The sequence below is a fragment of the Parabacteroides distasonis genome, from assembly GCF_004793765.1.
Taxonomy (GTDB): domain Bacteria; phylum Bacteroidota; class Bacteroidia; order Bacteroidales; family Tannerellaceae; genus Parabacteroides; species Parabacteroides distasonis_A.
In genome coordinates this window covers 1-3,147 of the sequence record NZ_SRYM01000104.1, presented here as the reverse complement: position 1 = coordinate 3,147, position 3,147 = coordinate 1, and the positions used below count along the sequence as shown (strand labels likewise).

At 35.6% G+C, this 3,147-nt stretch carries 3 protein-coding genes; 2 read left to right on the top strand and 1 reads right to left on the bottom strand.

Annotation, left to right across the window (positions count from 1 at the left end; translation table 11 throughout):
• Window positions 1-56: 56 nt before the first annotated feature.
• Complete coding sequence (locus E5342_RS18740; protein ID WP_135960058.1) at window positions 57-920, bottom strand: hypothetical protein; 864 nt, start codon at window positions 918-920, stop codon at window positions 57-59.
• A gap of 646 nt (window positions 921-1,566) precedes the next feature.
• Here E5342_RS18740 and E5342_RS18735 point away from each other — a divergent pair.
• Both E5342_RS18735 and E5342_RS18730 read left to right on the top strand, forming a co-directional pair.
• On the top strand, window positions 1,567-2,154 hold the full coding sequence (locus E5342_RS18735; protein WP_135960057.1) for a hypothetical protein: 588 nt from the start codon (window positions 1,567-1,569) through the stop codon (window positions 2,152-2,154).
• Window positions 2,155-2,502: 348 nt separating this feature from the next.
• Window positions 2,503-2,961 (top strand): JAB domain-containing protein, encoded by a 459-nt coding sequence (locus E5342_RS18730; RefSeq protein ID WP_135960056.1) that lies wholly within the window; start codon window positions 2,503-2,505, stop codon window positions 2,959-2,961.
• Window positions 2,962-3,147 lie beyond the last annotated feature (186 nt).

Below are 3,147 nucleotides of genomic sequence, written 5' to 3'. Positions count from 1 at the left end.
CAACCCAAATAAAAGAGAAATGGGCACTTCCATTTCTGAAAGCACCCATAATATTATCATGGCATAACGAATGTATATTCTTCTTTACTTGGTGAATCCATCTGAATGTTCAGCATTTTGGCTATATAGTTCAGGCTATAGATATGATCCTCTTTCACCTTGTCAAGCCGTCTGTTTAAGGCGTTTTTCAAATTGTCATCCACAAAATGATTCATGATTTTGCGAATCACCTGTCCGTCATATCTGGGAGGATATATATCATGATCCAGACAGCAGGAACGGATAATATCATATTGTTCCACATAGATACCGTGTTCTTCTGCATTCAGGTCTGGAATATCCAAACCATCACCAAGTAAGATGTTAGAATCCATAATGGTATGTCTGATCGTGGATTTCCCCTCGTACCTCACTTTATCGTCCGTTATCAAGCCGTAATCAATGGCTTTCTGGTGCAACCCGTTTTTGCCTTTCAGGGTGGAATAGCCAACTTTCAATTTGTTGGAGATTTCCAACAGGTTATAAAAGCAGGTATTTGTTCTATTCAAGCATAAGCATTTAAGCAACAGGACATACCCTATTACACCTACAGGAATATCCTTTTCCAACAGTTCCTTGTGAATCGTGAAATAGCTGGAATCTGGCACATTGAGCAAATACTCATTCTGCCTTCTGGGTAATCCGTCCTCATTCTTGAAATAACATGTCATACTGGATCGTATGAATCCAACCTCTTTGAAAACGGAAATATAGTCTTGTATCTTACTTGGTGAACACTGGCAATAGTCAGCGAGAGTATCTTGGTGTATATGGGATTCACCTGTTACAAAATCCGACTTGAAAGAGAAACAGGCGGCTACATAGGCTTGGTTATGGTTGAGTTTAAGGAAAATATTTTTGTCTAAGTTTCTGTAATTCATATTAGATATGTTAAAAAGAGATTCAATTACTGTTTATCTGCACTACACCCATTTAGCCTTCTTCAGGAAGGAGGCTAAATCTGATATTAGGTTTTAGTGAAAAACGCATAGGTTCTTAGTAACAGTGTTACTTTTAGCCTTTGCCAAGATGTTAAAATTAGCCTTCTGTCTTTTCTGACTTTATAGGGGAGTTTTCCCTGTTGATGGGGATCAGGATATTCAGTTCCATCAGTTTCTTGTATTGGGAACAATTTATATTCAATGCTTTCTTGCATTCTAATCTGTTATTGAAAATTCGGTTGTTTGGCGTGTATAATACCATATTCGAGAAATTGGATTTATGGAAGGACAAAATTTATTTACCTATTAAATATAAAAACAAGAATTGTCCTTGCAGTTTGGATAAAAAACAAGTGATCTGGGAAACTTGGAAGTATATCTGAAATGGATTTTATTTTTATCTTATTGATATATACAAAGATACAAACAAATAGCCATCTAAAAAAGTAAACTGCCAAGAACTTGAAAAAGAGAGAAGAACGATACTTCTTGTTTGATTTTTCCAATTGAACACGTATCTTTGTGGAAACAATGCAGATAAAGAATTGTATATGGAACGAACTTATATTAATGAATTTCACAAGCAATGGATAGAAACAACCCTGCAATCAATCGAATCTTGGAAGAGGCAGCCGATCTCGTTGGAAGATGTAAAGAGACAGCAGGAAATGTTGAACCAACAGAGGGCTATAAGGGAAGGCAGATTGAAAGATTAAAACAATTTGCCACTATTCATAATTTATGGATAAACCTACACTCATTATCATTTACATTTCTTAGTAAAGGTGGTGAGAATGAGGTGTTTTATGATGGCTTGTTATCTGTCGTCAAACTAAATAATTTTGATTATGCTGGTGACGACCTCACTAATTTTTTTATGAGGATTGAAGCCCATAATCTCTTTTTTAGCAATATCCCATACGAAATGATAGGATTTGCCTATAACAGCCAAAACGAATTTTGTGCGGTGCTTGTCCAACCGTATGTTAGAGCAAAAAGGGAAGCTACTGAAAGTGAGATTCAACACTATATGGAATCTTTAGGGTTTATAATGGACTATCCTGATGAATACCATAACGAACAATACGAAATATTTGATGCCGTTCCTAATAATGTATTATATGGGATTGATGGACAACTTTATTTTATAGACACACAAATCAGATTGAGATAATCTCCTATACATTATTATATATATTCCTTTTACTTGGGTAACGCCAAAGAGTAAGCTAAACCAAGTAAGAAGTATATCCTATGCGTTCATAAGTCCACAACTTTAAAACACCCCTCCATGTATGAGAAGGAAAAAGGAATATCCTACGCAAAAGCCTACAGGATCAGCCGATCACGATTTCAAGTTCAGACGGGTACACTACCATTCAATCCAGAATAGAATATATTTAGTTGATTGAATCTACTGTCTGACATTGAAAAGATAGGCTATATCTCTTGCTTGGTGGTATTCCTTTCATTCTTGCAAATCCGTAATTCATAATCAATTAACTTATTAAACTACAAACGTATGGAAGGAATGTATAAGGTATGTGACGTTAAATTGACGTACAACACGAAAGTAAAGAGTTCGGAAAGGGCTGTTATCAAGGATTCCAACAGTGCTTATTCCTTATTAATGAATCATATATATGATTCTGAAACAATCCAATACAGGGAATATATGAAACTGATCCTGTTGAACAACGCTAAAAGGGTATTGGGAATTGTACATATATCAGAAGGTGGATTGGATTCAACATCTGCCGATATACGGATCATTATGCAGGCTGCGATATTGGGAAACGCCTCTGCAATGATCCTTAGCCATAATCATCCATCAGGGAATAAACGACCAAGCAATCAAGACGATTTATTAACGGACAGGGTGAAAAAGGCTGCAAAACTATTTGATATTCAGTTGTTGGATCATATAATAGTTACAGATAGCGGATATTACTCTTATTTGGATGAAGGGAGGATATTATGAAGTGGTTGGCTTTCTTGGTGGTTCTTTTTTGTTTGATTGGGAATCCTGATTTATATCCGATCATAGCAGCACTTTTTCTTCTGTTTTATGGCTGTTTGTTTCTCTTTTTCTGGATAAGAGAAAAATTCAAGGATAAGTAAAGATTTTTCATTCTCTTACTTGGTTGATGTATAAACACTTTTCGTA

Coding starts and splice junctions, on each gene's coding strand:
- E5342_RS18740 (WP_135960058.1), bottom strand. CDS start 920: ATGAATTACAGAAACTTAGACAAAAATATTTTCCTTAAACTCAACCAT.
- E5342_RS18735 (WP_135960057.1), top strand. CDS start 1,567: ATGGATAGAAACAACCCTGCAATCAATCGAATCTTGGAAGAGGCAGCC.
- E5342_RS18730 (WP_135960056.1), top strand. CDS start 2,503: ATGGAAGGAATGTATAAGGTATGTGACGTTAAATTGACGTACAACACG.